Below are 23,122 nucleotides of genomic sequence, written 5' to 3'. Positions count from 1 at the left end.
AGTTCATGTGCTCGTTGCGGCTGCGGCGGGCACGGTCACTAACAGTCCACACCACGGTATCCAGCGGGCGTACTACCGAGTCCGCATCGATGAGTCCGCTATCATCTTTGAGACCCAGTTCCAGCCGGTTATCACGCAGTTGTGCTTGAAGGTCTAGGTGTCCGTCGCCGATTTTATAGCGGCCGTCGATCTTCCCCGCCTCGCAGGTTGGCATGGGGGCGGGCGCCTTCGGTGCGGGGTTTTGCGTGTTTTGTGCATCCCCATCTCGTGAGGGAGTCGGGCTTGCGCTCGGCTGCTCGGGAGCCGCCGGGGCGGGGGATGCACTGGGCGGCGCATCGTTGGTGCCGGGACCGCTCGGGTCAGCGGAGGGGCTTGGCTGGGGCGCCGGGGTGTGCGAGTCGCCCGGCTGGGGGTTTGCGGCGGGCGCATCCGCACCCAGCGTTCCCGTGGCGCTGTAATTGCCGCCGCGCTGATAATTCTGGGTGAGTTTCACCTGTGAAGTGCGGGCATTCATATCGGGATGCGGCAGCACTTTCACGATAAGCTCGCTGTTCTCAAAGTAGCTGTCTTCCCGGTAGGTGAAGCGCGCTACCCCGTTGTCGATCGTGGTTTCTATATCGAATTTGGGGTATTCGTAGTCGTTAGGGGCGTAGAATCCGCCCCGGATAAACCCGCGAACGTTAGGGTCGGCGAAGGTCACCTCAAGCGTGCGGTACCCTTCCCGTGTGGAGGGCACGGTGCGCACCGTGTAGTCGCCGCTGGCGGGGGTGTATTGGGCGGTGGGAAGCACGGTATTGCGCTCATCGGGCTCTTCAACGGGCCAGTCTCCGGTGCCGTCGTCGCTGTATACGCTCTCGGCATGCCCGGGTTCATAGGCGAGCTTATGCGAAATCCAGCGCGCGCCCTCGTTCCCGCTTGGGGTAAAGACAGCCTGCAGATGCGAGGATTCGCCGCCCATCATCTCGCTCCAGGTGGCGGTGCCGTTCTTTACCTCAAGGTCGGTGAGGAAATACCCGTTGTTGTATAAGGTAAGCGTTCCGCTGAGGTTTTTATCGGCTGCGGTGAAGGTGATGTCGCTGAGTTTATCGTCGGCGTCCTTGTTCTTCGCGGGGTCGGGATCGAGCTTGTGGGGTGCCACGGAAAGCACGTATTTAGCGGAGTCCAGGTTCCCGACGGGTGCAGCATTGTAGCGCTCAATGGTCGGTACCGCGTTCGGGGTTCCGTCACCGAGAATGGGCTTACGCCCGCCCACCTGCCACACGAGTTTTTGCGGCGGGGATTGAATGATCGATCCGTCCGTGCCGCGCGCTACCGTGCGATAGGTCACCACATAACGCCCGGGTCGCGTGAAGGTCGTGGTGTTATGCGTGTGGCTTCCTTTGCTGAGCAGCCAGGAGTGCCACCCGGTACTCGTGCTTGATAGGATGCGGTTTACGTCCGCAGGTCCTTCATCGGGGTTGTAGCGAAAAAGCTCTATGCGGCCGGGGCCTTCGACCGAGAGAATATCGGTCGCATAAATGCCGTCACGGAAGTTTTCAGTAGGGATTTTGACGGATGAACCCAGCCCTGCCCAGATGGGATCGTGATTACCCCAGGTCAGGGTGGGCGCCATGTAGAGAGTCTGCCCGGGTTCGCCCAGAAAACGCAGATTGGGTGAATCAGTGAGGGTCAGAGTGTATTGGGATGCACCATTGCGGCCATCCCATCCCTTCCCCACCCAGTTGACGGTCTTGTCGAGGTCGTAGAGATCGGCACCGGTCTTATAGGGGTTTGCTTCGTTTTTGAGTGCGAAAACGCCGTTTTCCCAGTAGGTTTTCGGGGCATCAACATGGCCCTGAGTAGTAATAATGCGCCCGTCGTCGGGCCCCGCATGCGCGGGGAGCATAGGCGATGAGCCAGCGAGAGCCAGCAGAGCTACTGCGGAAATACGAGCAAGGGATGCACTCAGCGCACGACGATGTGTGTATTTCGTGTACATGACAACCTTTCTCATTTTGCATACACAGCCTATCACTAATTGAGAATAATTGTCATAATCAAAATAGATATGTATAGTGATTCTCATAATCACACGCACCGATGCGTCGTGAACTCACACACCACACCGTCGTTGGAGGAAAACTATGCGCAGATCCGCCCCGCAAACCCCGCCGCGGGAACAACGCAGCCGCAAAACATTTACCATCATCGGAACCACTGCCCTGGGATGCACACTAGCCCTCTCCCCCACTCTGCCCGCGTTCAACACGGCACCGGCGGCGCTCGCACACGAAGAACATGGCGCAGGTGCAGCACAGGCAGAACCGCACAGTTACACCGGGAATTACATTGTGCGCGGCGTGCATACCGAACTGCTCAACGCCGAGCTTCACGACGGAAAACTCACCCTAAACTCCAAGGCCGAAACGCAGGATGGTGAAGGCCTTTTCAACCCCTCCACCACCGTTTTCAGCCTGCCCGGCAACGATCAATCCCAAACCCGCGTAGCCGCCGGATATGATTTCATCGCCCCCGAAGGCACCCCCATTTGGCACATCTCGCAGAAGCATACCGATGGGCTTCTCTACCCCAGCTTCAGTGCAGAAAACATTCCGCAGGGCGCTCTGAAAAACAATAAGATCACGGTTGAACTCGTCAAAAGCGAGGTTCCCGAAGGTGCACGCGCTGAGGTTTTTCAGGAGAATCTCTCCGGGGCATCACGCATGTTCAGCACGGCGGATCGGTTAGCGCCCTACGAGCTTGAGGCGGGTTCTCATGTGCATGCTGCGTGGGCGTTTACCGCCGCCGGAACCTACCGGTTCACTTTCCGCACGAGCGCCGAGCTCGCGGACGGCACGCAGGTTCACGCGGAGGCAACCTACACCGTTGTGGTGGGCGAAGTTCCGCAGGATATTTTCGAGCAGGGGCATCGGGCACACAACCCGCAGGACTCCGCCGAATCAGCTGCCGCTCCGCCGCAGCGTGAGGAGGGCGGTGAGCAGGCGCATCGGGATGCTGCCCCGAATGAGCGCTCATCAGAGGGAGATCATGGCGCGGGTACTTCTCGCGCGCAGCATCAGGTGATCGAGCCCGCGCATCAGGATTCGTCGAGTGCGGAAGCCGCCCCGGCTCAGCCTGAATCTTCAGCGGATGCGGCACCCAACCCCCAGATTGCAACGGGCGATGCCCCCGCGCCCGATGCACCCGCCCCGGCACCACAGCAAGCCGGCCAGAATGCCGGCACATCGAACCGCACGGTTAACGGGTCAAATGCCCAGAATGTTACCGCGCCGACCGTTCGGAGTGCGGGTTCTGGCGGTTCAGGGGCTTCGGGCAATACCGCACCCTCTTCGGGTTCTCGCGGCGGCTCTTATCCCGGAACCGAATCCGAGAAGTGCATTCCGACCGAGGTTGTCGTCAAGGATTCCGTGCAGTCACGAAGCACCCAAAGCCCGGCGAATATTCCCGGTACTCTGCCGATGGTAACAACTGCGGATCATGCCGCAGCGGATCGCGCTACCGAGGGGCATTTTGACGTTGGCCCGGTCTTGAACGGTTCCACGCTGAGTTCTGCCGTCAAAGACGATCGGTTCAGCCCGCCCAAACATGTGTCACCCAGCTCTTTAGAATTCATCCTCGGCGATGCTGCGAAGCTGAAATTCCCGGCGGGCATGGAAGATATTGCCCCAGCGGGAAGTACCGTGCACATGATTGGGGCAACCCAGCAGGCAGGCGTGCCGTGGCTGGGATGGAGTACCCAGGATCCCGAACTTCTCAAACAGGCCGATGGACCGGTCACCATGAGTTTGAAGGGGTTCGACGGTCCCGGCTCAATGTCGGTGTTCCTTTCGGGCAACTTCGGATCCGCCGGGCAAAAAGTCTTCGATTCTCGTGGCGGCTCATTTCAGGTTCCACTGAATACGCACCAACACAGCAACTGGGTGTTTACCGCTGAGGGCCGCTACCGGGTGACGATCGGTTGGCAGGTGCATCTGAAGAACGGGCAGACCGTCGAGAGCACATCGACCCTGAACTTTACAGTGGGCAATGCCGATAATCCGGCAAACCCCGAGCCCGCGCACCATGAGAAGAACGCGCCTGAGAACGCCGAAAACTCGACCACTCATAAACCTGCCGAACAGCAATCCCAGCGGGGCACCGTGGATGCGGCCAGCGGTATTGTCACGAAGCCAGACGGCACGAAGGTACGCATTGTCGGCAAGACCGCCTCGGGCAAGGACTGCGCCCTCACCAACCAGGAGCTAAAGGACGCGCAGCAGGCCGCTGCCACCGGGAAGCTCGCCAACACCGGGGCAGGGTTTAATCCGTTTATGGTCAGCACCTCCGTGCTTGCCGTCGCGCTGGGAGGCATGATCGTATACACCGTGCGCCGCCGCAAACGTCATGAGCTCTAGAGGTTCACGCCGTCAGTCTTGCACACCGCAGCGCTCACTCGAACCTCCGCTCAACCGCCGCGCTTTCCTGGGTTTTCTGCCCGTTTGCGCGGCATTGAGCGCCTGCACCGCACAGAATACGTCCTCAGGTTTTGATGCCGACGGACGTCTTCAGGTGGTGGCGACAACCCCGATTTTGGCGGATGTGGCGCGTGCTGTTGGCGGCGAGCGTGCTCGGGTACACGCCCTCATTCCCAATGGCGCAGACCCGCATTCCTATGAGCCGAGCCTGCGGGATGTGCGCGATGTCGCCTACGCACGGCTGGCGTTCACCAACGGTCTGTTACTGGAACAGCGCAAAATGGCGGCGATGGTGAGCTCTAACCTGCCGCAGGGTTCGGCGCAGGTGGCGATTGCCGAGAGGATTGAGCAGTACGGCGGCAAGCTTGAACCCGTGGTGGAGGATGCCTCGCTGGATTCTATCTGGTTGGGGCTGCGCGTGGAGGGCACCGATCCTTCGGGCGCATCCGCTAGCCATTCCGCCGACTCGCCCTCAGATTCGGATGCTTCAGTCGCGTTTTCGGTTACCCGTGTGAAGGGGCCCGGGCAGGTTGCGGCGTTTATTACGCAGACCTTCGGCGCGGTCGAGATGATGTGCGATTCTCAGGCGCGCGGCACGCAGGAATCCACGCAGGATGGTGTGAGGGTGCGTACCGGCGGTATGGGGTCGCTGGAGCTTCCGCTGCAGGCGCATACGCATCTTTCGTGGGCTTTTGCGGATGCCGGTGTGTACGAACTTGATGTTCTGGCAACGCCCCGCAACGCGCCCGAGGGGGTGCGGCAGGCGCAGGGAACACTGCATGTCGTGGTGGGTGAGGACCCTGCCGAAGCCGCCTCTCGTCTGGATTCAAATACGACCGTTTTAGCCTCTGGACATGCGGATATAGCCGTTCAGGCATATACGGGACGGCTTGTGATTCGCACCGATAGCGGCGGAAAAGTCACCGAACACGACCTGGCTCGCACGATCATTGCGGTTCCTTCGCGCACTCTGCAGGAGGTTCCTGCGGGCGGCCAGTACGGGTTCTTGAGGGGTTCTTCGCGCGAGCATCGGGGGCAGGTGTATTTGCTGGCGCAGGCGGTGCTCGGCAAACATGTGCACGGCGAGATAGACCCGCATATATGGCATTCGGTACCAAATATGAAGGCGGCCGCGCAGGTCATGCGTGATGCTCTCGCCGAGGCTGACCCACCCGGAACCAGCCTGTACACGGCGAATACCGAGCGTGTTATGCGCGAGCTCGATGAGCTGGACTGGGAGATTCGCGGCATCTATGCGTCTTTGCCCGAGACCTCGAAAAACCTGATTACCACCCATGACGGGTACCGCTACCTGGCGAGTACTTATGGGCTGACGGTAGCGGGGTTCGTAACGCCGGTGGCGGGCAGTGAGCCGAGCATCCAACAGCGGCAGCGGCTGCAGCGCACTATCAGGGATTTGCGTGTACCGGCTATATTCCTTGATCGGAATACTCGCATGCGAAGCCCAGTTTTGCGTGAGGTCGCCCATGAAAACGGGGTTCAGGTGGGTACCTTATATTCCGATTCGCTCGATGATGAGGCACCCCACTATGCGGATATGATGCGCGCCAACGCACATACTATCCAGCGAGCGGTTGGGCGGTGAAGTCGTATTCTCGTCCATAGCCACATATGCATATACATCCATCAACGTTGAGGAAGAAGACATACATGAAATATTCTATTTTTGGAATAAAAACTAGTCAGAAGGTTATTTCATTCGCTTTATGTGTGGGTCTCACAGCCTCTATAGCCAATCCGGCATATGCCGATCACACGCCCGCGCCGGGTGCATCGTCAAGCACGGCAGCCACAAGCGATAACCCCAGCAAAGAGCAGAAGGCTCTGCAGCAGACGCTCTCACCCGAGCAGCCGGTGGGCACGGGACGCACCGAAATTTCGAGCGGGCATGTTGATATGGGTCCACGTTTTACCGACGGTAAGTTTCAGCTCATGATCCATGACGATCATGCCGCTACACCCATCTGGCGCAGCGTGGATGATGTGCTGTACCGCGGCTCCGATGCGGCCCTTCGCCAGGTTCCTGATGATGACCGTTATTCATTTGTAGGTGCGCAGCCCGGCGAGCAGGTGTATGTGATTCCGCAGACCGAGACGAAGGGGGTCGTCTGGCCTGGCTGGACCACTCAGGATCCGGGGCTTGTGCAGAAAACCCCGCGCGGGGTTACCCTCACCCTAGAGCAGGTTCAGGGGCCGGGGCAGTTCACGCTGTACCTGGAGAATGGGAACTTCTCGAAGCCGCAGGTTTTGTGGGATTCGTCCAAGCACGAGCCGCAGGATATATGGGTTGAGAAGAACACGCACACCCACGCCAATTGGGTGTTTACCAAGCCCGGCGCCTATCTGCTGAAGGTGACTGCCCGTGCGGAACTTGCGGATGGTTCGGTTGTTTCCGATACCCGCTATGTGAAGTTCGCTATCGGGGATTCGGTGACTGCGGATGAGGTGTACACTCTGGCGCAGCAGGCCACGGATCAGGCACCGGCGGGCGAATCGGAGGGCGCGCACTCTGCGGCGGCTTCCGATAGTCCGGGGGCCTCATCCGGCGGGTTCCCTGCCCTTCCGGTGGCGCTCGGCGCGGGGACTGTGGCGGTACTTGCCGCAGCGGGGCTCTTCATGATGCGCCGCAATAAGGCCGCGCAGGCGCAGGCCGAGCGCATCATGGCGAACGGAAAGGGTGCGCGGGATGAGTAAAGGTACCACCGTGCTAGGCTCCAAAAACGACCCTGCGCCAGAGAGTGAAAATCCGACGCTGAGCATCCAGAACCTCTATGCGGGGTACGGGCGGCGGGCGGTGCTGCGGGACTTTTCGCTCACCCTGAACCCCGGCGAATTTGTGGGTCTTCTCGGGGCGAACGGTGCCGGAAAAACCACGCTGTTACGTGCCATTATGGGGCTGCTGCATCCTGCTTCGGGGAGTATTCGGGTGCTGGGCAGTACTGCACGCACCGCGCGGGCGCGCGTCGGCTATGTGCCACAGAAGCACCAGTTTCAGTGGGATTTCCCGATCACCGTCAAGGATGCGGTCATGACCGGGCGAACCCGCGAGATCGGCTGGTTCCGTCGCCCTAAAACCGCGGATTGGGTCAAGGTTTTTCACGCCCTAGACCGCACGGATTTAATGCCGCTGAAGAACCGTCCCATCGGAGAGCTTTCCGGCGGGCAGCGGCAGCGGGTGCTTCTGGCACGTGCTCTCGCGGTTGAACCGGCGCTTTTGCTTCTTGACGAACCCTTTACGGGGGTGGATGCGCCCACCCAATCCGCGCTCACCAAGCTGTACCGGCAGCTGGCGGGCGAGGGCGTGACGATTCTGATGTCTACCCACGATATTGTGGCGGCGCAGGAGTCTTGTTCGCGGCTGTGCGGGGTGCGCGGTTCCTTGAGTTTGGACGGCAAAGCCGAGGATTTTTCGCCGCAGCAGCTTTACGCCTGGGTGCACGGGCGCGAACTTGAGGGCGAGGGTGAAAGCACAGGTAAAGGCGGAAACGCGGGCACAAGCCCATCGCCTAAGATTGGCGTTCCGGGCGCAGGCGGCGACTCGACCGGCGGCACCCGGCAGGGGCATCCTGCCGGTCATCGTGTAACCCCGCAGGAGGCAGCGGCATGATTACTCCCCTCGATTTTCTGTTTGACCTTTTTAACCCTTCCCTGGCGTTTCTGCCGCGTGCCCTCGCCGCAGTGACGCTGGCTTCTTTGGTGACGGGCGTGGTGGGGTGCCATGTGATGATGCGCGGCATGGTTTTTATTGGCGATGCGGTTGCCCACTCGGTGTTTCCCGGCTTGGCGGTTGCGTTCGTTATCGGCGGCAACTTGGTGTTCGGGGGCTTGATCGCGGGCGTTATCACGGCGGTTTTGGTGGCTATTTTTAGTCAGAACCAGAAGCTGCGAGAAGATTCGGTAATCGGTATTTTCTTTGCCGGTTCGTTCGCGTTGGGTATTGTGATTATTTCGCTGGCACCGGGGTATTCGGGGTCGATTCAGGATTTCCTGTTCGGTTCGATTGTGGGGGTTTCAGGCAGCGATATTGCCCAGGCGGCGGCTATGTCCGCCGGGATTCTGCTGCTTCTGTGGCTATTTCATCGGCAGCTGGTGACGGTGAGCCTGGATCGTGAAAGTGCTCGCGCGTTGGGTTTGCCGGTGCTGTGGCTGGATATTCTGCTGTATGTGCTCGTGACGGTTTCCGTGGTGATTTCTTTGCAGACGCTCGGGAATGTGCTGGTGCTTGCGCTCATTGTGGTTCCGGCCAGCGCATCGCGGCTTGCATGCCGCCGTTTAGGCACCATGATGCTGTTCTCACCGGTTTTCGGCGTGCTGTGTTCGACGGTGGGGCTGTACTTCTCGTGGGCGTTTAACCTGCCGACTGGCGGCACGATTGTGCTGACGATGGTCGCCGCTTTCGTGCTGGTGTGGGTGTTCACCTGGATGCGCTCGCGCGTGAAGCTTCGCCTGCGCGCATCATAATTACCGGGGTTTCTTAGTCCGGCTTTCTTAGGAATGTCGCCCGGTAGCCAGCGGGGTTATGTAGACAGCAGAGTTGCCAGCAGAGTTATTTTGGCGCGCGGAACGCATCATACTATCCGTCATACTATTTTTTGAGGATGATCATAGTATGACGGCGTATGACCGCATTCCTGCGCTATCTCAAGGAACTAGCCCACCAAAAATACCGTCATACGCGTGGCATCATCCTCAAAAATAGTATGATGCGCGTATCATACGGCAACATAAGAGCATGATGCGAAGCGTACGGCTCAGACACACGTCAAACACCCTGCGAGCGCATTTTTCTGAAGAAGAAATACGTGCAAAACCCGGTGTTTTTCCTCGGCACCCTTGAGATAAGATACTTGGCGCATAAGTCCTTTTAGGAAAAAGCAGGTGAGCTGATTTTATGTCTAGATGGCACGCTCATCCACACCGACGGTGTTACCACCAGACAAGTCACCCACACTGGTGGCTGTGGATTTTTGCTGACATAAAGCTACCAAGGAGCAGACCCTAGGATAAAGACCTCACCGAAGGATAACCAGCCCAAACCCTGATGACAAGACCGCCATGGACATTATTACCAGCATCAGAGCGCCTACTGAGGGGAGATGCAGCATTAAAACACTACAAGGCTTTAAAACACGTAAACCTGTGTCCGACAACAATTACAAAGATAGTAAGAAGTGTTGTGGTGCTGATGTCGCTGCATTATGATCCTGATTGGCAATCCTGGTGAGAAAACCCTAGTGTTAGTATAGCCAAAAGTTGCAACATATAATCAGCAACCTTAGCGGATGCTAATGTTTTTGAAGAAATGCTTCAATGTCGTCACAGAGCTTAGGCTCTGGATAATCACTATTAATCAGCGCCTCCAGACCCACTGGTACACGTTGTTCTTTATCTGGCTCTTCTAACATCAGATAGGTTGCCAAGGCAATTGTCTGCACCTCCAATACCTTACCTGAATTAGGATCTTGGTTTGCCTCCATCTCATCAAGCTGGTCAGAATACTTAGCCATCAACTGCTCACTCTCCTGAAATTTATCAGCAGTTTCGGCATCAGCCAGAGTCAAATGTTCGACAAACTCATAAACATCTTTTGCATCCCATCCAGTCACATCAAGGATCTCCAAGCATTTGCCTTTATAAAATGCCAGACCAAGCCCTTTTGCCAGAAGCTCATTGATGAGATTGTTGGAGCGTTCGCCCAACTGATCACGATATACACTCATCTTATTCTTCTCCTTACATTGCCCCCACAAGCGGGGTAACAACATTTATATTTTCCACCAATGGTTAACAGACGTCTTTACACACACCACATGATGCAGCCAACTTATTAATCGACAAATTATTGGCTTTGCAATAATTAACTAGTGGCTCTTCAGCATGAGTGTTTCTTCCAACCACCCCTTCTGTTATTTGGCTTCTCACTGCAACAACATCATCTGGCAGATGCCGACGTATATCATTACGCAAGATCGCTCCATCACGACCATTGGAGGCTGCAAGGATTGTTTTGTTTCCTGCGCTGTCAGTGACTTCAGCCATAGCAAGTGCACCATAACGTCGAGCACCATCACCTGCGTTGTCCATTACCCCAACAACTTTTTGTTACAAATCGTCTGTGGAGTTTCTGATAGCATCAGTGATTGGGTGCGCTTTCAATCCTAGCGCATCAACCCATGTCAAAGGATTAGCGACATACCCCTGCGCAGTCCCCACATTCGGCCCCACACCCAACGGATCCTGGGCACCATACACACCACCGGCAGGATCATAAAACCTAAACCGGTTATACACCCACCCAGACTCTTGATCCTCATACTGACCAGCAAACAATACCGGGGAATCCACACCCGACCATTGACGCCTGCCAAACAAAGACTGAGTCACACGACCCGCCACACTCCCCTGCTCAGCATCAATCAACTCCTGCGGGGCACCAGCAAGAACCCACATACGCCCAGCTAGAACATACTCAACCCCCTGATCAGGCGCTCGCAGTGTGACAAAGTGTCTTGACATCGCGCCGTAAACACCTGCTAGGATAAGCTGAACTTAGTTTTTGTCATTGCATAACTAAGTGTGGCGGCCGGATTTCTCATGCGGCCTCATAGAATAGTCGGGTAGTGTTTTGAACTCCCGTACGATTTTGAGTAACAGAATAAAGGCACTCACGATCTTTTAATCCGGAATATGCCTTATTTCTAGCAGGCATATTTTCACAGATTTTCTTCTAGACACATCTACTTTTCTTCTGTTTGAGGGAGAGCTCTGTGCATATTCCGTGATTGTCACCATTTTTTCGCAGACGGGCAGCCCTTCCAACCCTTCCTTCTGACTGCTCGCCATGATTCTGCGCGAAAAATCCTCTACCAACATTCAAAGAAAGGAAGAGACATGAGCAAATCCTACGAAGTCATTTTTGAGAATAATCAACAATGGCTTGAGACGAAAAAGCAACAGCATCCCGAGTATTTTACTGAGCTTGCGGATGGTCAGAACCCCGATTTTCTGTACATTGGATGCTCCGACAGCCGCGTGGTTGCAGAGGGGCTGATGGGTCTGGAACCGGGCGAAGTGTTCGTTCACCGCAACGTCGCCAACCTGGTGAACGGGCTGGATTTAAACGCCGGTTCCGCTATCGAATATGCGGTTTCACACCTAAAGGTTAAGCATATTATCGTGTGCGGTCACTACAATTGCGGCGGTATTAAGGCTGCGATGGTGCCCGAAGATATGGGCCCGCTAAACCCGTGGCTGCGCAATATTCGTGATGTATACCGTCTGCACCGCAAAGAGCTGGATGCGATCGCCGACGAAGACGCACGGTACGACCGCCTGGTCGAGCTGAATGTGCAGGAGCAGTGCCTGAATATCGTCAAGATGGCATGCGTTCAGGAGCGTTATCTGCTGGATGGTTACCCGATCGTGCACGGCTGGGTGTTTGATATGCGCACGGGCCGTCTGATCGATTTGGATATCGATTTTGAGAATATTCTGGCCGATATTCAGAGCATTTATAACCTGACCGATTCCGAATGGGTGGTTAACGCACGTAAACAGTCTGCGTAGCCCTCCCAACCGCCTGATGCCGGGTGAGAGTCTACCCGCTCGCGCGAGCTTTTGCCCCGAGCACACCGGCATGCGGCGCACCACAATATACAGACAACACATCAAGGAGTATCGGTTTTGGTCAATCAGTCTATCGAAAAACAGCCTTTAGGCGCTCTCTTTAAATCAAATTTTGCCTCGGGATTGGTGGTCTTTCTCGTAGCGCTGCCACTGTGCTTGGGTATCGCCCTGGCATCCGGTGCGCCGCCGCTTTCGGGGGTTATTTCGGGTATTGTTGGCGGTATCGTCATCGGATTTCTAAGTACCTCGAATATCAGCGTTTCCGGTCCCGCAGCAGGTCTGGCGGCAATCGTTCTTGAGTCGATTACCAGTTTGGGCGCGTTCGAGCTGTTCCTCTGCGCGGGTCTCATCGCGGGCGCTATACAGCTTGCTCTAGGTTTCCTGCGCGTGGGCAGTATCGCCGAATACATTCCGCTTGCCGTCATTGAGGGTATGCTGGCGGGCATCGGCGTTATTATCATCATCAACCAGCTTCCGTTAGCGTTCGGCAGCGATTTGAAGCTGCGAGAAGACGGTCTGGACGTATTCGCAGACCTTCATCTCGGGTCGATTCTAGTGACGGTTGTGTCCCTCATCATCCTGATTTCTTGGGATAAAATCCCCGGTTTGAAGAACCTTAAACTTTTGCCCGCAGCGCTCGTAGCGGTTGCCGTGGGTATTTTCATGAACTGGATGTTCATTAACACCAATAGCGGCCTGGCAATTCCGAATAATCAGCTCGTTCAGCTTCCTGTGCCGAAGTCGTGGGGCGATATGGCTTCTTTGGCAACTTTCCCCAATTTCTCCGGTTTCACAGACTCACACGTGTGGATTACCGGTATCACGATCGCTATTGTGGCATCGATTGAAACCCTGCTCTCTATTGAGGCGGCCGATCGTCTGGATGTGCACCGCCGCATCACCGACACCAACCGCGAGCTTCGCGCACAGGGCGTTGGCAACATGGTGTGCTCCGCTATCGGCGGGCTGCCTGTGACATCGGTGGTGGTACGTTCGTCCGCGAATGCGAACGCGGGTGCAACCCATAAGCTTTCCGCCATTATTCACGGCGTTCTGCTGCTGGTGTGCGTGCTGGCTATTCCGTTCGTGCTGAACCTGATTCCGCTGGCGACCCTTGCCGCCGTGCTTCTGGTGGTGGGTTATAAGCTGGCGAATCCGAAGACCATCTTCCACTTCTGGCGTAAGGGTCTGTACCAGTTCATTCCGTTTGCCGCTACGCTGGTGGCCGTGGTTGCCCTTGACCTGCTGGAGGGCGTGGGTATTGGTCTGGCGATCAGTATCTTCTTCGTGCTGCAGGGCAATATGAAGCGCGCCTACTACCTCAGCCGTGAGGAGCTTGCAGAGGCCGACGAAATTACGCTGGATTTGGCGGAAGAGGTGTCGTTCCTGAACAAGGCGGCTATTAAGAAGACGCTGAAGAATATTCGCCCCGGCTCGAAGGTCACGATCAATGCCGAGAACTCTTCGTATATCGCCAGCGATGTGCTGGAGCTGATTGAGGACTTCTCCAATGTTTATGCGAAGGAGAACGATATTGAGGTAGTACTCAAGGGCTTCAAGTCGGATTATCACGATGCTGAGCGTGATCGCCACAGCCACGTGAAGGTGGGTCATAGCGCAAGTATCTAAGCTATGAGGCGGTATCCGTGCGGTATCGCCCCCTCGTGCATGTACGCGAGCAGGTGGTTTTTGGCCGAGCAGGTAGGAAAATACTACCTGCTCGTACCAAAAACCACCTGCTCACGTTTAAACCTGACTTAATTAGGTAAGCTTGTACTGCCCCCGCGGCTACACCCCACGAATCGCTATGTACTGAACCTAGTCGTGAGGGATGATGAGCGGAAGGGGGTGTTGGCGGATTGTCGAAGAGGCAAAGCAAAATCGCCCGTGACATCGCGCGTGTCTTAAATGCACTAGCACGCGTGATCCGGGCGATTGCTAACCTAGTAGACGTTATCAACTGGTAAATCTAGTTGATGAACGCCATCGCAGTGAGGCACCCAGACCTGCCAGTATGGGTTCCTCACTGCCCTAACTATACAGCACAGATATAGTCCGGAACAACGGCTGAGGCCATGAGCGTAGGGCTGTTTTCGACTTTCAAGGCATACCTAAACCACCTGCTCGCGGTATAGAGCGCATCGCGCATAAGCCTGCCATTCTTACAGTCACCATAACTCTTACAGTCACCATAACCTTAAATGTAATCTGCGTAACATCTAGGAAGTCACGGATTTTTCCGGTTTAATGAAGGTACAACCTATAAAGAACCCTTGATAGGTTGAGACTATAAGCGATGATGCTGTAGCTACAGCCCCTCATAAAATCTCAGTTAGGAGTCACCATGAAGGCAGTTGTTTACCACGGTCCAGGCAAGCGAGCTTGGGAAGAAGTTCCAGACGCCACCATCCTTGAACCCACCGACGTCATTGCTCGCGTTGATACCACCACCATCTGCGGCACCGACCTGCACATCCTCAAGGGTGACGTTCCCGAGGTTGAAGAAGGGCGCATCCTGGGTCATGAGGCTATCGGCACGATTACCGAAGTCGGCTCTGCGGTCACCGATTTGAAGGTTGGCGACCGCATCATTATTCCGGCGGTCACGAACTGCGGCAAGTGCTCATACTGTAAGGACAATAAGCCTTCGCACTGCCAGACCGTGGGCGGCGTCGGCTGGATTTTCGGGTACATGATTGACGGCACCCAGGCTGAGTATGTGCGCATTCCTTACGCTGAGACGTCGGTTCACATGGTTCCCGAGGGACTGACCGACGAAGATGTTCTCTTCCTCACGGATGCGCTTCCGACCGGTTTCGAGATGGGTATTCTCAACGGCAACACCAAGCCGGGCGATACGGTGGCTGTTATCGGCGCAGGTCCGGTGGGTCTGGGCGCGATCATGACGGCGAACCTGTGCGGTGCCGGGCGTGTGATTACCGTCGATATGGACGATAACCGTATGAACAAGGCGCTAGAACTGGGTGCAACCGATAAGGTAAACGCCGCCGATCCAGACTTTATCGAGAAGATTAAGGCCCTCTCCCCCGATGGTTTGGGCGTGGATGTGGCGATTGAGGCTGTGGGCGTGCCGCAGACCTTCGAGACCTGCACCAAGATCGTGCGCCCCTACGGCAACATTGCGAACGCGGGTGTGCACGGCAAGCCAGTGGAGCTGCCGATTAACACCATGTGGATCTCGAACGTGAACATCAACATGGGTCTGGTGAACTGCAACACCGTGGGCAACCTGCTGAATATGGTGCGTTCGGGCCGCCTGAACGCAAAGGCGATGGCAACCCACTACTTCACCTTCGACCAGTTCGAGGAGGCATACGACCTGTTCGCAAATGCCGCCGAGCATAATGCGGTGAAGGTTGTTATCTCGCGCGAACCGATTAAGAAGTAGGGTGTAAGCCCCCTAAGCTAACCCCTCCGGGTTCTTTACCGTCCTTCCCGGAGGGGTTCCTTTCGCTCTCTTTCCCGGAGCCAGCCATGTTTACCGGGGGTTGCGCACTGTAAAAAGGCTCTTTATTCCAATAAAGCGGGTTTTCCCCATCCTTATTGGAATAAAGAGCCTTTTTATGCAGGAATCTGCTCACGACGAGAGTTGCTTTACCGACCCTTCGCCAGGTTTTCGAGCTTGGTTACCAGCGCATCAGTGTCTCGGGATGCGCTGCTGAGCACACGATAGATCACGCGCCTCTGTGCAGCTTGGCGCACCGCATCCCGACCTTGCGGCACTCCCCCGCCAGCGCGGGTACGCTCATCGGCTAACTCTTCGGCACGCATGGCGGCGTAGTTGATCTTGGCGGCAAGCTGCATCCTGTCCCGTTCCAGCTGAACACCGGCCCACGAGACGGGCCTGCTGGGGAACGGGCTGTTTGATTCGTCCGCCGCACCCCGGATGCGCTGCGCCTCCTGGGTCAGCTGAGTTGCGTCTACCGCGTCGCCAGCCTGTTTGTACATATCAAGCAGAATATGGAAGTTCTTCGCCTTCTCGCTGAGGTACTGCGCGTTGGTGGCCGCACCTTGAGCTTCGGGGCTCTGGTTCTGATTCGACGGGGTTGACGAAGTCTGCGCGGCGTTCGCAGCCGGGGCGGTCAGGGTCGAACCAACCGCGAGCGCACCTGCAGCAGGAATGCCTACAGCGGCGGCGCGCAGGAATCGGCGGCGTGAGGTACCTAGCTCAGTCATATGTCCTCCTTATTTATGCGGTGTTAAAACACCATGAGGTGCAGAGTCAGCGCCATTAGGATAAGCGCCAACGCCGCAACCTCATGATGCGAAACCGGTAAACCGGTTGGTAGTTTTTAACCGTAACTCACCTGAACACGTTTTTTAGTCAGGGTACGGTTATGCACTACCGTGTTGTCGGGCATGTTACAGACTGTGTGCCGCTGCATTGTCTCATGCCGTCTTTCTCGTTCTTTTTTCTTAGAAGTCCACGAGCCCCAATCTCGCTTCCTCACACAATTGGCTGCGAATTATTGAAAGCGGCTGGCATTTTCACTATCAGCATCTTCAACAGCCTGAGCTTCCTGGGCTCGTTGCTGAGCTAACGTTTCGGCTTTTTGAGCAGCATCATGCAGCTGGGCGCTGATATCTTTGACGGCAGCCTCAAGGGCAGGATCATCAAATGCTGCGGCATCAAGATCGAAGCTGTCTGCTAGTTCTTTAGCCCTCTGAGCTTTTTCCTGAAGCTTCTCAGACTCTACTTTCATCTTGGCACCCAAGTCAGTCTCTGCATTCGCAGCTGGGGCCATCACCAGGTTTGCTCCCAAAGTAACCACACCGGCAGCGGGTACGCCAATGGCGGTAGTACGCAGCAGCTTACGGCGGGAAAGAGCGGAATGTTCGTGCGTCATACAACCCCTCCTTTGTGGTAACAGCTTCATCAGACTATTAACCTGTGTCTCTTCTCCACACCAATCTTATGGTTCAGAGAGAAGATACGTTTCACGGTTTTACTACTGTTATGCAGGCTTCTCTCGCAGAGTAAGGTTAATTTCGTTCTGCAGCCCCCGGATAGCTTCCGAGGGGGCGTCCAGACGGTACTCGTCATCTCCCTTGCTCAGGTTGTACCGGCTAAACAGGGAATACAGAACCGTATCAGCGAGAACCTTTGTAGGCCCGGTCGGTAAACCAGACTGAAGAAAGAGCCAGCCGCTTAGCTTCTCCATTGTTGGCGAGCCTTCCGCTTTATCATCAGCGACCCATTCCCAGCCGCCTATAATACCAGGGCAGCGGGACTGAAAGCTTGACGGCTGTGAACTGACCACACCGTCTACGACAAGGTTAGCTTCCGGGTATAGCTTATTGAGCATGTTTTGAAGAGCCTTAGTGGTCTCTGCGCCCCAGTACCCGTCGGTTGCGATAGCATTCGCGGCTGGGGCCATCGCCAGGTTTGCGCCTAAAGCAACCGCACCCGCGGCAGGCACACCAATGGCGGTGGTGCGCAGCAACGTACGGCGAGAAAGACCAGAGCTTGTAGTGTTCATATTTCCGTTCTCCTTACCCCTTCAAGACATAAAAGTTACCTGGTACGTGATCTGGACTATCTAGCTCCTCAGAGAGCAGCCCAGCCGAACGTTATGTGGGGATTTAGTAGTTCCCAACAGCACTATTGATTTCCTTCTGCAGCGCCTCAATAGCGGAGGAAGGCCCTTCCAAACGTCCATCCACGGGAAGCTTGTAATAGCTTTGCAGGGCTTTAATAAGATCCTGGGTAATCTTCTGATCGCCCCGAATGTTTTTAAATTCCGTCTTTTCCCCTAACCAGTAGGACACGTAGAACAGGGTAGGAGATCCCTGAGCCTGGTCATCAGAAACCCATTCCCAGCCGCCTGTGATCCCAGGGCAGGAGGACTTCATACCTGAAGGCTGGGAGCTAATCACACCATCAACCTCCAGGTTTACGTTAAAGTACACGAGGTTCATGAAGTTCTGGATACCCTTGCTGGTCTCCGGGCCCCAATACCCGTCAATGGTAATATCTGCATTTGCTGCCGGGGCGGTCACAAGGGTCGAGCCAAAGGCGAGCAGACCAGCAGCGGGAACACCAATAGCGGTGGTACGCAGCAACTTACGGCGAGAAATACCAGAATGTTCGTTCATCATTTTTATCCTCCTCACATATATAGAAATTGCGGAGAAAAATCGGGTAACCGATGTATTTTCAGTATGTTGAATTAGTCATAGGTAACCGCGATAAGCTCTGACTGAAGCTTCTTAATGGTGGGAGACTCCTCGCTCAATACCCCATCCTGAGGGAGGTGATAACGCGCCTGAAGTGCAGATATAGTCTGCGAGCCCATGAGCCCATCCTGGGTCACTTTGAGCCAGCGCTGCAAATCTTTGATGGTTTCTGAACCGGAGGCGGCATCATCAGAAACCCAATCCCAGCCACTCGTCAGCCCAGGGTTAGCACTCGCTTGAGACGCAGGCTGACTTGAGACGATGCCATCTACCACCTCAAGCGCAGCGAGCCTCTGATACATACGTGTAGTTTCACTTCCCCAGTAACCATCAACCTCAAGCGCATTCGCACTCGTCGCGGTTACCAAGGTCGAGCCGAAAGCGAGCATACCCGCAGCGGGTACGCCAATGGCGGTAGTACGCAACAGTTTACGACGGGAAAGTCCGGTATTTTCGAGAGTCATAATACTCCTTCCTCAACTAAGGCTCATAAAAGGTTTGAAGCAATCTTGGCACCAGTCAAAAGCTCACAAGCCCCAATATCACTTCTTCACACAACTTAGTTGCGAATTATTTATTCAAAGAGGCTGGCGGCGTCACGATCAGCATCTTCAACAGCCTGAACTGCCTGGTCTCGTTCTTGAGCCATCGCTTCAGCCTTCTGCGCAGCATCACGCAGATCCGCAGCGGCAGAATCATTAATCGCGATGTTATCCTGGTCAAACTTATTTGCTAGATCTGTAGCGTCCCGGGCTTCTTGATGAAGCTGCTCAGATTCTGCCTGCATTGCGCCTGTCGAGTTATCGGCAATCCCTGCATTCGCCGCCGGAGCCGTCATGAAACCAAGCGCTAGCAGGGCACCCACAATGGGGGTCACGAACAAGGTTACACGCATCGACTTACGACGAGGATGATCAGATTTACGAAATATCATTTTTTCTCCTCAATTAGTTCGAATAGGACTGTGCACTAACTGGTGAAAGAGCAACACCGGGTTTTAGCCGACGTACTGGTTAATCTCGTTCTGCAAAGCCTCAATAGTTGGTGATGGACTATCTAAAGTTCCATCCGCCGTCAGACCATAATGCTCTTGTAAAAGCTTGATATGAACGCCTGTGATGCTGTAGCCAGTTACATTCCCACCCCATTCCTCAATTTTGAGGAAAAGATGTTGCCCATGAGTCCCGGATCCAAGCCATTGATACATGGCCAGCATGGTTGGGGAACCAGAGGCCTGTGCATCATCGACCCATTCCCAACCGCTGACGATACCCGAGCAGGATGGAGCCATACTTGATGGCTGAGAACTAATAACTCCATCCACCGACAACCCGGCCCCACGCACGGCATTCATAAAGCGTTGGAGCCCTGCAGAGGTTTCCTCGCCCCAGTAACCATCAACGCTAACCGCACTCGCACTTGTTGCGGTCACCAGAGTGGAGCCGAAAGCCAGCAAACTCGCGGCGGGTACGCCTACAGCAGCGGTACGCACCAGCCTGCGGCGAGAAATACCAGAATGTTCGTTCGTCATTTTATTCTCCTCCAGGATGAAAATATATGTTCGCTGAGAAGCACCAACGTGCTTTTCACGCATCATCAAATCTCACGCAGAGCTAACCGACGTACTGGCTAATCTCGTTCTGCAAAGCCTTGATAGTCTCTGAAGGTCCATCTAGGCGACCATCTGCCGTGAGACCGTAATGATTTTGCAGAGCCTTGATGGTATTGGGGCCAATCGTGCCGTCGGCCTCCACGCCACCCAGCCAACGCTGCAGGTAATAGATGGTGAAGTCGTAGCCTTGCGCTCCCCCATCGGATTCCCATTGCCATCCGCTGCCCAGCCCGGGGTTTGCGGACTGCTGCGATACAGGCTGATATTTCACGACACCGTCTTCATACCCGTATGTAGGCTGACCGAGTTCCTGCGCAAATATATTGAAGAAAAACTTTTGAAGCTGCGAGGTTGTCTCGGAACCCCAATAACCATCAGCCTCAAGCGACTGAGCAGCTGGGACGCTAACGATGCTGGACCCCAGCGCCAGAACGCCTGCGGCGGGAATGCCTATGGATGCGGTGCGCAGCAAGCGACGACGCGAAATACCAGAATGTTCATTCGGCATAGTGATACCCTCCTTTGCGTATTTTCAGATACAAAAAACTAGAGCTGGAAGATGCCTTCCTTGTCGGGATGATGGATATACCACTAGATGACCGATCCACCCTCCCGACACGTGAAGAACTGTCACATTGGATTAGCCAACGTACTGGTTGATCTCCTTTTGCAAGGCCTTAATAGTCTGCGATGGAGCTGACAGAACGCCGTCGCGGGTAAGCCCATAATGGCCCTGCATGAGCTTGATGTGTGTAGGCGAAATTTGGTTATTGGACAAAGGTTCGCCCGTTTCTTGAATCAAAGACGCGCTCCCTTCTTGCGTCTTTGCCTCAAGAGTATCGTCTGGATCATGAGTCAGCCACATAAACATCAGCCCGATAGTGGGAGATCCCTTGGCCTGAGAATCTTCTACCCACTCCCAACCACCAACGATGCCGGAGCAGGAAGAAGCCATGCTCAAAGGCTGAGAGCTGATCATGCCATCAACGTCCAATCCAGCACTCAGAAAGGCATTCAGAAATTTCTGAAAACCTGTCGAGGTCTCCGAACCCCAGTAGCCGTCAACATCAACAGCATTCGCGCTCGTTGCAGTTACCAAGGTCGAGCCGAAAGCGAGTAGACCAGCAGCAGGCACGCCAATAGCGGTAGTACGCAACAGCTTACGGCGAGAAAGTCCAGGATTTTCGAGAGTCATCAGGAATACCCTCCTTTGCGTATTTTTCTGGTGCAGGAAGTTGGAGAAGATTTCAGCACACCATAAAACCATCACCGGTAGTAGCGTTAATTATTCTTCGCTATCTCATCATTGTCTGCGCGAAGGTAATGGTTAATTTCATTCTGCAGAGTCAGAATTGTCGGCGACGGTCCATCTAGTGTTCCATCCGCTGTCAGTCCATAATGGGCTTGCAGGGCACTGATAGTCTCAGAACCAAAAATCCCGTCAGCTCCAACACCTAGCCAAGTTTGCATCGCAACTATTGTTTGGGAGCCAGATGCTTGAGCATCATCAACCCACTCCCAGCCACCAGCAAGACCGGGACATGAAGCCTGCAGACTTGACGGCTGAGAACTAATCACACCATCCACGCTCACCTGAGCATGCTGGGTAATATTTAAGAAAGTTTGGAGCCCACTGGAAGTTTTTGACCCCCACCAGCCATCAGCACCAACTAGCGCGTGATAAGCCTGCGCGCTCGGTGCGGTCACAAGGGTCGAGCCGAAAGCGAGCAGACCAGCAGCAGGCACGCCAATAGCGGTAGTACGCAGCAACTTACGGCGAGAAAGTCCGGGATTTTCGAGAGTCATGTTACTTATCTTCCTTTCACATGGTGGTTGGATACGCGCACTCGCCACTGTAGAACTACAAAAAGCATTGTGGATTGCGTACTATCTGTGAACGCCTCATAAAAGAAGGCGCAGGGTTATGACATTTCCTCTTCCGGAGCGAGGATTTTATTTAGAGTGCCCAGAATATATCTGCAAGAGCTACATACCAGCAACACATCTCAAAGTGATGTTTTGGTCACCTCATATAATGCATTTACTGCGTAGCGCTTTCCTGAACGCCTCTGCCCCTACCGTAGAAGCCACACGGGCGAGTTTTCAACCCTTTGAGGCTGTTTTGCTGTATCGCACAAGACAGAAGTTCATGTATTTTATGCTCTATATCAGAGTGGTCATTGTTCAAAATTTTTAAATGTCATATTTCTTATTCGGGCATGTCACATAAAAATATAATGTTGTGGTGCGTAAGTTTTTATAAATACTTCATTCTTTAAATATTTTTTCTTAGGTGTTTCAATAAGTAAATCTCTATAAGCATGCTTTAATCCCCACGAGCAGATGGTTATTGTGGCGAGCAGATAACAATCGATTATCTGCTCGCCACAATACTATCTGCTCGCGCCTCATCAAACCTGACGCATAGGGACTTTAGGATCCGTGAAAACTAATTCTAGGCCTGTTCTTCTGCCGCTGATCAGATAGATAATCAACAACGATGAGAACTGCAATAGCAACGTCTTGAAAACGCTGGTCGTACACAGTGATCTGATATTTGTCGCGCATCTTAAACCTAGGCTTGTGAATAGCGGCGACGATACCTCCTTCAAGAACAATCTCAAAGTTACCTTCCCAGAAACTACCCCCGATCTGAAGCGGAGTCTGGTTGAGGTAGGCCTCTATGTTGAGTCCCGCGAGTTTAAACCGTTTGCGCATATACAGCTGGTCGCCGGTGGAAAAGCCAACATTGAAAACGGTACCGAGCCCAAGCTGCCGCTCTAGCGTGAACTGCACGCCGGTCTCAACATTCGTCACATTCATGTTTTTGCCGAGAACCCGGTAATTCTCATCAACCTGATATACCGTGTACCCGCCTTCGTCGGTGACGACATAGTGGTCGGTAATTTTGAAGATTTTCTGCGCCGCGTAAAGCTGCCGCATCATGCTCTCCTCTCTATGTGTTTCGGTGGTGTCGTTGGTAGCTCAACCATAGCACCGCGTATATCCTCAACAGCGGATTGTCTTCACCGTACACGTATGCCCCCAACAGAGGGAATGAGACTTTAGGCGTGGAATCGCCAAGTGCAGCCGAAGGCAAAGGGATTCTAGAGCGATTCATCAGGCACCCCTTCGGATACCTCATGCTGCTTTTGTTCTGAAGATTTGTCTGTCTTTTTAATACTATTTGTCGTGACAACAATCATTAAGA

The 23,122-nt window shown here is 54.7% G+C and carries 23 protein-coding genes; 8 read left to right on the top strand and 15 right to left on the bottom strand.

Annotation, left to right across the window (positions count from 1 at the left end; all coding sequences use genetic code 11):
* Nucleotides 1-1,978: choice-of-anchor M domain-containing protein (locus HMPREF2554_RS09775; RefSeq protein ID WP_246826063.1), on the bottom strand; the 1,978-nt coding region annotated here is incomplete at its 3' end.
* Between the two features lie 145 nt (nucleotides 1,979-2,123).
* Between HMPREF2554_RS09775 and HMPREF2554_RS09770 the strand changes: the two genes are divergently transcribed.
* The 5 genes from HMPREF2554_RS09770 (at nucleotide 2,124) to HMPREF2554_RS09750 (ending at nucleotide 8,936) form a co-directional block, all read left to right on the top strand.
* Nucleotides 2,124-4,394 carry a TIGR03773 family transporter-associated surface protein gene (locus tag HMPREF2554_RS09770; protein WP_070555067.1) on the top strand — a complete coding sequence of 757 codons (2,271 nt, stop codon included), beginning with the start codon at nucleotides 2,124-2,126 and terminating at the stop codon, nucleotides 4,392-4,394.
* Nucleotides 4,384-6,060, top strand: coding sequence for an anchored repeat ABC transporter, substrate-binding protein (locus HMPREF2554_RS09765; RefSeq protein ID WP_070555063.1), 1,677 nt, complete (start codon nucleotides 4,384-4,386; stop codon nucleotides 6,058-6,060). Before HMPREF2554_RS09770 ends, HMPREF2554_RS09765 begins: the two co-directional genes overlap by 11 nt.
* Nucleotides 6,061-6,125: 65 nt before the next feature.
* Nucleotides 6,126-7,169 carry a choice-of-anchor M domain-containing protein gene (locus tag HMPREF2554_RS09760; protein ID WP_083297471.1) on the top strand — a complete coding sequence of 348 codons (1,044 nt, stop codon included), beginning with the start codon at nucleotides 6,126-6,128 and terminating at the stop codon, nucleotides 7,167-7,169.
* Complete coding sequence (locus HMPREF2554_RS09755; protein WP_070555060.1) at nucleotides 7,162-8,082, top strand: anchored repeat-type ABC transporter ATP-binding subunit; 921 nt, start codon at nucleotides 7,162-7,164, stop codon at nucleotides 8,080-8,082. Before HMPREF2554_RS09760 ends, HMPREF2554_RS09755 begins: the two co-directional genes overlap by 8 nt.
* Nucleotides 8,079-8,936, top strand: a complete 858-nt coding sequence (locus HMPREF2554_RS09750) for an anchored repeat-type ABC transporter permease subunit (protein ID WP_070555057.1) — start codon at nucleotides 8,079-8,081, stop codon at nucleotides 8,934-8,936. Before HMPREF2554_RS09755 ends, HMPREF2554_RS09750 begins: the two co-directional genes overlap by 4 nt.
* A gap of 824 nt (nucleotides 8,937-9,760) precedes the next feature.
* Here HMPREF2554_RS09750 and HMPREF2554_RS09745 read toward each other — a convergent pair.
* The 3 genes from HMPREF2554_RS09745 to HMPREF2554_RS09740 form a co-directional block, all read right to left on the bottom strand.
* Nucleotides 9,761-10,195, bottom strand: a complete 435-nt coding sequence (locus tag HMPREF2554_RS09745; protein ID WP_006889070.1) for a hypothetical protein — start codon at nucleotides 10,193-10,195, stop codon at nucleotides 9,761-9,763.
* 64 nt (nucleotides 10,196-10,259) lie between these two features.
* Nucleotides 10,260-10,559, bottom strand: coding sequence for a hypothetical protein (locus HMPREF2554_RS11490; RefSeq protein ID WP_141744395.1), 300 nt, complete (start codon nucleotides 10,557-10,559; stop codon nucleotides 10,260-10,262).
* An 18-nt stretch (nucleotides 10,560-10,577) separates the two neighbouring features.
* Entirely contained in the window at nucleotides 10,578-10,991 is a 414-nt protein-coding gene (locus HMPREF2554_RS09740) for an RHS repeat-associated core domain-containing protein (protein WP_070555051.1), read from the bottom strand.
* Between the two features lie 375 nt (nucleotides 10,992-11,366).
* On the opposite strand from HMPREF2554_RS09740, the gene HMPREF2554_RS09735 reads away from it, so the two are divergent.
* The 3 genes from HMPREF2554_RS09735 (at nucleotide 11,367) to HMPREF2554_RS09725 (ending at nucleotide 15,510) form a co-directional block, all read left to right on the top strand.
* Nucleotides 11,367-12,041: a carbonic anhydrase gene (locus HMPREF2554_RS09735; RefSeq protein WP_070555048.1), complete on the top strand. Its 675-nt coding sequence runs from the start codon at nucleotides 11,367-11,369 to the stop codon at nucleotides 12,039-12,041.
* A 117-nt stretch (nucleotides 12,042-12,158) separates the two neighbouring features.
* Nucleotides 12,159-13,730 carry a SulP family inorganic anion transporter gene (locus HMPREF2554_RS09730; RefSeq protein WP_210396051.1) on the top strand — a complete coding sequence of 524 codons (1,572 nt, stop codon included), beginning with the start codon at nucleotides 12,159-12,161 and terminating at the stop codon, nucleotides 13,728-13,730.
* A 715-nt stretch (nucleotides 13,731-14,445) separates the two neighbouring features.
* A complete protein-coding gene (locus tag HMPREF2554_RS09725) occupies nucleotides 14,446-15,510 on the top strand; it encodes a zinc-dependent alcohol dehydrogenase family protein (protein WP_004006357.1) in 1,065 nt (354 codons plus the stop codon).
* A gap of 206 nt (nucleotides 15,511-15,716) precedes the next feature.
* Here HMPREF2554_RS09725 and HMPREF2554_RS09720 read toward each other — a convergent pair whose 3' ends face one another.
* The 11 genes from HMPREF2554_RS09720 to HMPREF2554_RS09665 form a co-directional block, all read right to left on the bottom strand.
* The gene (locus HMPREF2554_RS09720) at nucleotides 15,717-16,298 is read right to left on the bottom strand and encodes a hypothetical protein (protein ID WP_070555044.1); all 582 of its coding nucleotides are present in this window, start codon (nucleotides 16,296-16,298) and stop codon (nucleotides 15,717-15,719) included.
* 290 nt (nucleotides 16,299-16,588) lie between these two features.
* Nucleotides 16,589-16,969, bottom strand: coding sequence for a Tat (twin-arginine translocation) pathway signal sequence (locus tag HMPREF2554_RS09715; protein WP_070555035.1), 381 nt, complete (start codon nucleotides 16,967-16,969; stop codon nucleotides 16,589-16,591).
* 108 nt (nucleotides 16,970-17,077) lie between these two features.
* Complete coding sequence (locus HMPREF2554_RS09710) at nucleotides 17,078-17,602, bottom strand: hypothetical protein (RefSeq protein ID WP_070555033.1); 525 nt, start codon at nucleotides 17,600-17,602, stop codon at nucleotides 17,078-17,080.
* Between the two features lie 103 nt (nucleotides 17,603-17,705).
* Nucleotides 17,706-18,221, bottom strand: a complete 516-nt coding sequence (locus HMPREF2554_RS09705) for a chemotaxis protein CheA (protein WP_070555031.1) — start codon at nucleotides 18,219-18,221, stop codon at nucleotides 17,706-17,708.
* 71 nt (nucleotides 18,222-18,292) lie between these two features.
* Complete coding sequence (locus tag HMPREF2554_RS09700) at nucleotides 18,293-18,763, bottom strand: lysozyme family protein (protein ID WP_013398221.1); 471 nt, start codon at nucleotides 18,761-18,763, stop codon at nucleotides 18,293-18,295.
* A gap of 110 nt (nucleotides 18,764-18,873) precedes the next feature.
* On the bottom strand, nucleotides 18,874-19,233 hold the full coding sequence (locus tag HMPREF2554_RS09695) for a hypothetical protein (RefSeq protein ID WP_238789186.1): 360 nt from the start codon (nucleotides 19,231-19,233) through the stop codon (nucleotides 18,874-18,876).
* A gap of 63 nt (nucleotides 19,234-19,296) precedes the next feature.
* A complete protein-coding gene (locus tag HMPREF2554_RS09690; RefSeq protein WP_041321908.1) occupies nucleotides 19,297-19,830 on the bottom strand; it encodes a hypothetical protein in 534 nt (177 codons plus the stop codon).
* A gap of 82 nt (nucleotides 19,831-19,912) precedes the next feature.
* On the bottom strand, nucleotides 19,913-20,419 hold the full coding sequence (locus HMPREF2554_RS09685) for a peptidoglycan-binding domain-containing protein (RefSeq protein WP_070555029.1): 507 nt from the start codon (nucleotides 20,417-20,419) through the stop codon (nucleotides 19,913-19,915).
* Nucleotides 20,420-20,551: 132 nt separating this feature from the next.
* Nucleotides 20,552-21,106 carry a chemotaxis protein CheA gene (locus tag HMPREF2554_RS09680; RefSeq protein WP_070520308.1) on the bottom strand — a complete coding sequence of 185 codons (555 nt, stop codon included), beginning with the start codon at nucleotides 21,104-21,106 and terminating at the stop codon, nucleotides 20,552-20,554.
* An 86-nt stretch (nucleotides 21,107-21,192) separates the two neighbouring features.
* Complete coding sequence (locus HMPREF2554_RS09675; RefSeq protein WP_070520305.1) at nucleotides 21,193-21,717, bottom strand: peptidoglycan-binding domain-containing protein; 525 nt, start codon at nucleotides 21,715-21,717, stop codon at nucleotides 21,193-21,195.
* 627 nt (nucleotides 21,718-22,344) lie between these two features.
* Nucleotides 22,345-22,854: an LURP-one-related/scramblase family protein gene (locus HMPREF2554_RS09665; RefSeq protein WP_246826062.1), complete on the bottom strand. Its 510-nt coding sequence runs from the start codon at nucleotides 22,852-22,854 to the stop codon at nucleotides 22,345-22,347.
* Between the last annotated feature and the right edge of the window lie 268 nt (nucleotides 22,855-23,122).

This window comes from Rothia sp. HMSC071F11 (assembly GCF_001809115.1).
In the GTDB taxonomy this organism is placed as follows: domain Bacteria; phylum Actinomycetota; class Actinomycetes; order Actinomycetales; family Micrococcaceae; genus Rothia; species Rothia dentocariosa.
The sequence above is the reverse complement of the archived record's forward strand: the minus strand, read 5'-3'. Positions and strand labels throughout refer to the sequence as shown.

Excerpts from the sequence above, each read along its gene's own strand:
- HMPREF2554_RS09765 (WP_070555063.1), top strand. The coding sequence starts at position 4,384 with ATGAGCTCTAGAGGTTCACGCCGTCAGTCTTGCACACCGCAGCGCTCA.
- HMPREF2554_RS09675 (WP_070520305.1), bottom strand. The coding sequence starts at position 21,717 with ATGACTCTCGAAAATCCCGGACTTTCTCGCCGTAAGTTGCTGCGTACT.
- HMPREF2554_RS09665 (WP_246826062.1), bottom strand. The coding sequence starts at position 22,854 with ATGCGGCAGCTTTACGCGGCGCAGAAAATCTTCAAAATTACCGACCAC.
- HMPREF2554_RS09685 (WP_070555029.1), bottom strand. The coding sequence starts at position 20,419 with ATGCCGAATGAACATTCTGGTATTTCGCGTCGTCGCTTGCTGCGCACC.
- HMPREF2554_RS09715 (WP_070555035.1), bottom strand. The coding sequence starts at position 16,969 with ATGACGCACGAACATTCCGCTCTTTCCCGCCGTAAGCTGCTGCGTACT.
- HMPREF2554_RS09720 (WP_070555044.1), bottom strand. The coding sequence starts at position 16,298 with ATGACTGAGCTAGGTACCTCACGCCGCCGATTCCTGCGCGCCGCCGCT.
- HMPREF2554_RS09750 (WP_070555057.1), top strand. The coding sequence starts at position 8,079 with ATGATTACTCCCCTCGATTTTCTGTTTGACCTTTTTAACCCTTCCCTG.
- HMPREF2554_RS09770 (WP_070555067.1), top strand. The coding sequence starts at position 2,124 with ATGCGCAGATCCGCCCCGCAAACCCCGCCGCGGGAACAACGCAGCCGC.
- HMPREF2554_RS09745 (WP_006889070.1), bottom strand. The coding sequence starts at position 10,195 with ATGAGTGTATATCGTGATCAGTTGGGCGAACGCTCCAACAATCTCATC.
- HMPREF2554_RS09695 (WP_238789186.1), bottom strand. The coding sequence starts at position 19,233 with ATGATATTTCGTAAATCTGATCATCCTCGTCGTAAGTCGATGCGTGTA.
- HMPREF2554_RS11490 (WP_141744395.1), bottom strand. The coding sequence starts at position 10,559 with ATGGACAACGCAGGTGATGGTGCTCGACGTTATGGTGCACTTGCTATG.
- HMPREF2554_RS09700 (WP_013398221.1), bottom strand. The coding sequence starts at position 18,763 with ATGACTCTCGAAAATACCGGACTTTCCCGTCGTAAACTGTTGCGTACT.
- HMPREF2554_RS09755 (WP_070555060.1), top strand. The coding sequence starts at position 7,162 with ATGAGTAAAGGTACCACCGTGCTAGGCTCCAAAAACGACCCTGCGCCA.
- HMPREF2554_RS09680 (WP_070520308.1), bottom strand. The coding sequence starts at position 21,106 with ATGACTCTCGAAAATCCTGGACTTTCTCGCCGTAAGCTGTTGCGTACT.
- HMPREF2554_RS09690 (WP_041321908.1), bottom strand. The coding sequence starts at position 19,830 with ATGACGAACGAACATTCTGGTATTTCTCGCCGCAGGCTGGTGCGTACC.
- HMPREF2554_RS09705 (WP_070555031.1), bottom strand. The coding sequence starts at position 18,221 with ATGATGAACGAACATTCTGGTATTTCTCGCCGTAAGTTGCTGCGTACC.
- HMPREF2554_RS09735 (WP_070555048.1), top strand. The coding sequence starts at position 11,367 with ATGAGCAAATCCTACGAAGTCATTTTTGAGAATAATCAACAATGGCTT.
- HMPREF2554_RS09725 (WP_004006357.1), top strand. The coding sequence starts at position 14,446 with ATGAAGGCAGTTGTTTACCACGGTCCAGGCAAGCGAGCTTGGGAAGAA.
- HMPREF2554_RS09740 (WP_070555051.1), bottom strand. The coding sequence starts at position 10,991 with ATGTCAAGACACTTTGTCACACTGCGAGCGCCTGATCAGGGGGTTGAG.
- HMPREF2554_RS09760 (WP_083297471.1), top strand. The coding sequence starts at position 6,126 with ATGAAATATTCTATTTTTGGAATAAAAACTAGTCAGAAGGTTATTTCA.
- HMPREF2554_RS09710 (WP_070555033.1), bottom strand. The coding sequence starts at position 17,602 with ATGAACACTACAAGCTCTGGTCTTTCTCGCCGTACGTTGCTGCGCACC.